The sequence below is a fragment of the Diaphorobacter sp. J5-51 genome, from assembly GCF_001023515.1.
GTDB lineage: Bacteria > Pseudomonadota > Gammaproteobacteria > Burkholderiales > Burkholderiaceae_C > Diaphorobacter > Diaphorobacter nitroreducens.
This window is the reverse complement of the sequence record NZ_JSYI01000035.1, coordinates 24,143-30,300: the sequence shown is the minus strand read 5'-3', so window position 1 is coordinate 30,300 and position 6,158 is coordinate 24,143. Positions and strand designations below refer to the sequence as shown.

Here is a 6,158-nt window from a genome sequence, read left to right as displayed (position 1 = left end):
AGTGACGGATTCAACAGCCTCACACACAGAAATCCTGACACTCCCGGTGGTCAAGGAGTTCCATCCCGCGCGGCGGCTGATCTCCTTCGACTTCCTGCACCCCGACAAGCTCTACCCGTCGCTGATGGCGGTAGGCCTCCTCTACAACCTGGGCATCTGGGCGGACAAGTTCATGTTCTGGTTCTTCCCGCCCACCTCGCAGCCCATCATCGGCCACCTGCGCGCCTCGCTGATCTACGACCTGCCGGTGTTCCTGTCCTACCTGTCCATCATCCCCGGCATGGCGGTGTTCCTGGTGCGCATAGAGACCGACTTCGTCGAGTACTACGACAAGTTCTACGACGCGGTGCGCGGCGGCGGCTCGCTCGAATACATAGAGGCCATGCGCGATGAGATGGTCTACGCCATCCAGCAGGGCCTGGGCGAGATCGCCAAGATCCAGACCCTGGCCGTGCTCGTGACCTTCGTGGCCGGCCCCTGGCTGCTCGACACCCTGGGCATCTCGCGCCTGTACCTGCCGCTGCTGCACGTGCAGGTGGTCGGCGCCGGCCTGCAGGTGGGCCTGATGGCCGTGCTCAACGTGTTCTTCTACCTGGACCAGCGGCGCACCGTGCTGCTGCTGTGCGCCATGTTCGTGCTGCTCAACGTGGCGCTCACGGGCCTGACCCTGGCGTTCGGCGCCGCCCTGTATGGCTACGGCTTCGCCCTGGCCACCCTGCTGACCCTGGCCACAGGCCTGCTGCTGCTGTCGCGGCGCCTGCATCGGCTGGAGTACCAGACTTTCATGCTGCAATAGAACGATTCGGGAACCGGCGCCGTGGGCACAATCGCCGCTGCCAGTCCCGCAAGCACTCCCCAAAACGCCATGCATCTCCGTTCGCGCCCCTCCCATCCCCTTGCAGCATCCCTGCTGACCCTGGCCGCGGCCTTGACCGGCTGCGGCGGTGGATCGGGCCAGGGAAGCGACTCCGGCTCTTCGCCCGCCGCATCCAGCGCCGAGGTGGCCTTCACCGCCCCTGCCGAAGCCGACAACGTGCATACCGTCAACACTCCCGTGCAACTGCAGCTGAGCGTCAAGATCGCCGGCGCGGCGGCACCCGACGGCACGGCCATCACCCTGAGCGGCCCGGCCAGCGCCAGCTTCGCGCCCGTGCAGCCGCAGACCCGCGGCGGGGTGGCCACCTCCAGCCTGACCGCCGCGCAAGCCGGCGAGATGCAGTTGCAGGCCCTCGCGGCGGCAACGCAGGACAAGGCCGGCGCCGCCACGCGCACGCTGTACATCCGCCCGCAGCCCCAGCCGCTGGAACTGCTGGTCCCGGCGTACTTCAGCGCGGGCCCCGGTTCGGATTGGGAAAAGCTGGCCAGCGGCGCGCAGAGTTTTCCGGCGGTGCCCATCACGGCCATCCTGAACCCGAGCAACGGCATCTTCACGAAGGAAGACCCCCTGTTCACGGCGGCCATCACCGCCTTCCGGCAAAACGGCGGAAAGGTGCTGGGCTACGTCTACACCCGCTATGGCACAGGAGCGCGCTCGGTCGCCGACATCCAGCGCAACATCGACAACTACCGCAAGATCTACGGCACGCAGGTCGATGGTTTCTTTCTCGACGAGATGGACGCGACCAGCAAGCAGCTGGGCTTCTACCGCGAGATCTACCAGTACATCAAGGGCCTGGACTCCCGGTTGCGCGTGGTGGGCAACCCTGGCACCTACCCGGTCGCCGATTCCGCCAGCGTGGTCGATGCCCTTGTGAGCTTCGAGGGCCAGGCCGTCGATTACCGCAGCGTCACCCCCCAGCCCGCAAACAAGTGGGTCTACAACCTGGCCAACGGCGCGCAGGCGGCGCTGGTGCATGACGCGGCGAATTGCGGCGCCATGCAGGAGGTGCTGCGGTCCGCCAACACGCCTCAGCGCAACACCGGCCTGGTCTACGCCACGGACCGGCACTATGACTACCCCACGAACACGGGCAACCCCTGGGCCACGCTTCCGGCCTATTGGGAGCAGATGCTGGGCACGGCGGACGCCATCAACAAGGGCCGCGCCCTGCCCGGCTGCTGAGCTTTCCTACGCGCCGGCCAGCTCGTCGGCGCGCGCCTGGGCCGCGGCGAAGTCCAGGTCGCCCGAGTAGATGGCGCGGCCGCAGATCACGCCCTCCACGCCCTCGTCCTCGACTTCGCAGAGCTTTTCGATGTCGGCCATGCCGGCCAGGCCGCCCGAGGCGATCACGGGGATGGTGAGGGCCTGCGCGAGCTTCACGGTGGCCTCGACGTTGATGCCCGAGAGCATGCCGTCGCGGCCGATGTCGGTGTAGATGATGGACTCGACGCCCCAGTCCTCGAACTTCCTGGCCAGATCCACCACCTCGTGGCCGGTGAGCTTGCTCCAGCCGTCGGTGGCCACCTTGCCGTCCTTGGCGTCCAGGCCCACGATGATGTGGCCGCCGAACGCGCTGCACGCATCCTTGAGAAAGCCGGGGTTCTTCACCGCGGCCGTGCCGATGATGACGTACCGCAGCCCGGCGTCGATGTAGCGCTCGATGGTGTCCAGGTCGCGGATGCCGCCGCCCAACTGCACCGGAATGTCGGCGCCCACCTCGGCCAGGATGGCCTTGATGGCCGCCTTGTTCTTGGGCTGGCCGGCAAACGCGCCGTTCAGGTCCACCAGGTGCAGGCGGCGCGCGCCCGCATCCGCCCACTTGCGGGCCATGGCGGCGGGGTCTTCGCCAAAGGTGGTCGATTGGTCCATGTCACCTTGCTTGAGGCGTACGCAGTGGCCGTCCTTGAGGTCGATGGCGGGGATGAGCAGCATGATGGTGAGCGGGGAATGGGGCGAGCCGCACAAGGCCCGGCCCTGCCGGGTTGAAGAATCAGGGCTTCCAGTGCAAGAAGTTGCGGTACAGCGCCAGGCCGTGCTCGGCGCTTTTCTCCGGGTGGAACTGGGTAGCAAAAATATTATCGCGTGCGATGGCCGCAGCAAAGGGGCCGCCGTAGTCAGCCTCGCCGGCGCAGTGCAGCGGGTTGGCCGGGCGCGCGTAGAAGCTGTGCACAAAGTAGAAGTAGCTGTCGTCGGGCACGCCCGCCCATACCGGGTGCGCCACGCCGCCGTGGCGCGCCTGGCGCACGCGGTTCCAGCCCATCTGGGGGACCTTGTAGCGGCTGCCGTCGGGCTGGGTGCGCCCGGTCAGGTCGAACTTGAGCACCTCGCCCGGGATCAGGCCCAGCCCGGGGGTGTCGCCCTCGGCGCTGTGGTCCAGCAGCATCTGCATGCCCACACATACGCCAAACAGCGGCTTGGATGCGGCAGCCTCCAGCACGGATTCGAGCAGGCCCGACTCCCGCAACTCGCGCATGCAGTCCGGCATGGCGCCCTGGCCGGGCAACACCACACGGTCGGCCGCGCGCACCTCATCGGGGTGCGCGGTGACCATTACCCGGAAACCGCTGCCCTGCGCCGCGACCTGCACGGCCTGCGAGACGGAGCGCAGGTTGCCCATGCCGTAGTCCACGACCGCGACGGTTTTTGCTTCACTATTCATAGCTGCTTGCGCTTGATGGATAAGCGTTACAGGCCAATTTGGCTTGAATTTTACAGGGAACCCTTGGTGGAGGGGATCACGCCTGCGGCGCGCGGGTCGCGCTCCAGCGCGGCGCGCAGCGCGCGCGCGAAGGCCTTGAACACCGTCTCGCACTGGTGGTGGGCGTTGATGCCCTTCAGGTTGTCGATGTGCAGCGTCACGCCCGCATGGTTCACGAAGCCCTGGAAGAATTCGTAGGTGAGCTGGGTGTCGAAACCGCCAATGCTCCCGGCGGTGAACGGGATGTGCAGGTGCAGCCCCGGGCGGCCCGAGAAGTCCACCACCACGCGTGACAGGGCTTCATCGAGCGGCACGTAGGCATGGCCGTAGCGGCGGATGCCCTTCTTGTCGCCCACGGCCCGCGCGAAAGCCTGGCCCAGCGTGATGCCCACATCTTCCACCGTGTGGTGGCCGTCGATGTGCAGGTCGCCGTCGCAGTCGATCTGCAGGTCGATCAGCCCATGGCGCGCGATCTGGTCGAGCATGTGGTCGAAGAAGCCGATGCCGGTGTGCAGGCTGGCCGCGCCGGTGCCGTCGAGATTCACGCGCACGGTGATGCGCGTCTCGGCCGTCGTGCGGCTGACCTCGGCCGTGCGGTCGGGGCAGAGTTCTGCGGAAGAAGGAACGAGTGCGGAGGAAGTCATAGGGATGCCTGGAGCGCTGTGAGCATCTGGGCGTTGTCGGCACTGCTGCCCACCGTCAGACGCAGGCAGCCTGCCAGCAATGGATGCATTGTAGAAACGTTCTTGACGAGCACCTTGCGGGCCTTCATGCCCTCATAGGCGCGGGCGGCATCGGGCACACGCACCAGCACCATGTTGGCCTGGCTGTCCCACACGCGCTCAATGCCGGGCATGGCGCGCAGCGCGGCCAGCAGCTCGGTGCGCGCGGCACGCAGCTCGTCGGCCTGGGCGGCGAACACGTCGGCATGTTCCAGCGCGAACAGGGCGGCCTCGGTGTTCAGCACACTCACGTTGTAGGGCGGGCGCACCTTGTCGACCTCGGCCACCAGCGCGGCGGGGCCGATCATGTAGCCCAGGCGCACGCCGGCCAGGCCGAACTTGGAGAGCGTGCGCATCAGCAGCACATGGCCGTTGCGCTCGGGCTGCGCGCGCATGCGCTCGATCCAGCTGCGGCTGGCAAAGGGTTGGTAGGCCTCGTCCATGACCACGATGCCGCCCTGCGCACCGGCGGCGTCGATGATGCGCTGCACCACGGCCTCGTCCCACAGCGTGGCCGTGGGGTTGTTGGGATAGGCCAGGAAGGTGATGGCCGGGCGGTGCTGGGCGATCGCGGCCAGCATCGCGGCCTCGTCCAGCTCGAAGTCCGCCGTCAACGGCACGCCCACGAAGCCCAAGCCCTGCAGCTGCGCGCTCATCGCATACATCACGAAGCCCGGCACGGGCGCCAGCACGGTCGCCTGCGCACGCGCGCAGGCCAGCGCCACGAGGGAAATGAGCTCGTCGGAACCATTGCCCAGCAGCACGGCCGAGCCTGCCGGCGCCCCGGCGTAGGCTGCCAGCGCAGCCTTCAGGTCGTTCTGGCGCGTACCGGGGTAGCGGTTGAGCGCAAGTTGCCCCAGGCGCTGCCCCAGCGCGGCCTGCAGCGCGGGCGGCAGGCCGAAGGGGTTCTCCATCGCGTCCATCTTCAGGTAGCCGGTCGCATCGGCCACGACGTAAGCCTGCATGGCGCGCACGTCGTCGCGGATGCGCGCCAGCGCGGGCAGTTCGGCAGAAGGGGTTGTCATGCGTTCATCACTCCATTCGATCGGGCGGCGCCCCCACATCAGGGGACAGCCAACGCGCAATGCAGCGGATGCAGCACCTCTACGCCGCCATACTGCGCGCCCTGCGGCAGGCTCAGCGACAGCAGGCTCGCGCAGCCGCTGTGCTGCGCGGCGGCCAGCGCCAGGCAGTCGCCCCAGGCCAGTTGGTGCCGCGCCTCCAGCGCCCAGGCGGTCTCCAGCGTGGCAGCATCGATCTGCCAGGGCGTCCAGCTGTGGTAGCGGCGGATGGCCGCGCGTGCATCGCCGTGCGGCATGGGCGCGCTGGCGGCGCGCGTCACGGTGTCGTAAAACTCGGCCAGCACCTGGCTGCTGACACGCCCCAGGCGCTCGCGCCACAGCAAGTCCAGACAGGCCAGCACCGGGGCTTGCAGGGCGGCATCGGCACCGTCCTCGGCGGCGACCAGCACGGCCGTGTCCACAAACACGGGTTGCTCCAGGCTGCGCTGCAGCGGCTGCGGCGCCTCACCTACGTGGGCAGGACTGCGCTCGAAGCCGTGAATACGCCGCGCTGCGGCGCCCGCGCGCCAGGTGCGCTCGTCCGTGCGCCAGGCGAGGTAGGCACGCTCGTAGGCGTCCTCGCGGCGCTGCATCTCGCCTAGAAAGTCCCCCACCATGCGCGACACGCTGGTGCCGCGCCGCGCCGCCTCGATCCGGGCCCATTCGAGCACCGGATCGTCCACGGTGATGGTGACGTTCTTCATGCGTTTATCGTACACGAATTTCGTGTGACACGAAATTCGTGTTTAATGAGTTTGATGTGTTTTTCGCTTCTAAGGCTTAGCCATTCAGCGCCA

At 67.7% G+C, this 6,158-nt stretch carries 7 protein-coding genes and 1 pseudogene; 2 read left to right on the top strand and 6 right to left on the bottom strand.

Going from position 1 to position 6,158, the window contains the following annotated elements; genetic code table 11:
- A partial coding sequence (gene pelG / locus OX89_RS05830; RefSeq protein WP_047349917.1) for an exopolysaccharide Pel transporter PelG occupies positions 1–796 on the top strand: 796 nt, incomplete at its 5' end.
- Between the two features lie 69 nt (positions 797–865).
- Positions 866–2,062 carry a spherulation-specific family 4 protein gene (locus OX89_RS05825; protein WP_047349916.1) on the top strand — a complete coding sequence of 399 codons (1,197 nt, stop codon included), beginning with the start codon at positions 866–868 and terminating at the stop codon, positions 2,060–2,062.
- A gap of 6 nt (positions 2,063–2,068) precedes the next feature.
- Here the strand turns inward: OX89_RS05825 and hisA are convergent, their stop codons facing one another.
- The 6 genes and pseudogenes from hisA to OX89_RS19350 all read right to left on the bottom strand — a co-directional run.
- Positions 2,069–2,812: a 1-(5-phosphoribosyl)-5-[(5-phosphoribosylamino)methylideneamino]imidazole-4-carboxamide isomerase gene (gene hisA, locus OX89_RS05820; protein ID WP_047349919.1), complete on the bottom strand. Its 744-nt coding sequence runs from the start codon at positions 2,810–2,812 to the stop codon at positions 2,069–2,071.
- Between the two features lie 58 nt (positions 2,813–2,870).
- Positions 2,871–3,539, bottom strand: coding sequence for an imidazole glycerol phosphate synthase subunit HisH (gene hisH / locus OX89_RS05815; protein WP_047349915.1), 669 nt, complete (start codon positions 3,537–3,539; stop codon positions 2,871–2,873).
- Positions 3,540–3,589: 50 nt separating this feature from the next.
- The gene (gene hisB / locus OX89_RS05810) at positions 3,590–4,222 is read right to left on the bottom strand and encodes an imidazoleglycerol-phosphate dehydratase HisB (RefSeq protein ID WP_011804212.1); all 633 of its coding nucleotides are present in this window, start codon (positions 4,220–4,222) and stop codon (positions 3,590–3,592) included.
- On the bottom strand, positions 4,219–5,325 hold the full coding sequence (hisC, locus tag OX89_RS05805; RefSeq protein ID WP_011804211.1) for a histidinol-phosphate transaminase: 1,107 nt from the start codon (positions 5,323–5,325) through the stop codon (positions 4,219–4,221). The genes hisB and hisC overlap by 4 nt, the downstream gene beginning before the upstream one ends.
- Before the next feature lie 38 nt (positions 5,326–5,363).
- Positions 5,364–5,783, bottom strand: a complete 420-nt coding sequence (locus OX89_RS19355; RefSeq protein WP_256376608.1) for a PIN domain-containing protein — start codon at positions 5,781–5,783, stop codon at positions 5,364–5,366.
- Positions 5,784–5,879: 96 nt separating this feature from the next.
- Positions 5,880–6,065 (bottom strand): annotated as a pseudogene (locus OX89_RS19350) (hypothetical protein); the annotation flags it as partial.
- Positions 6,066–6,158: the final 93 nt, after the last annotated feature.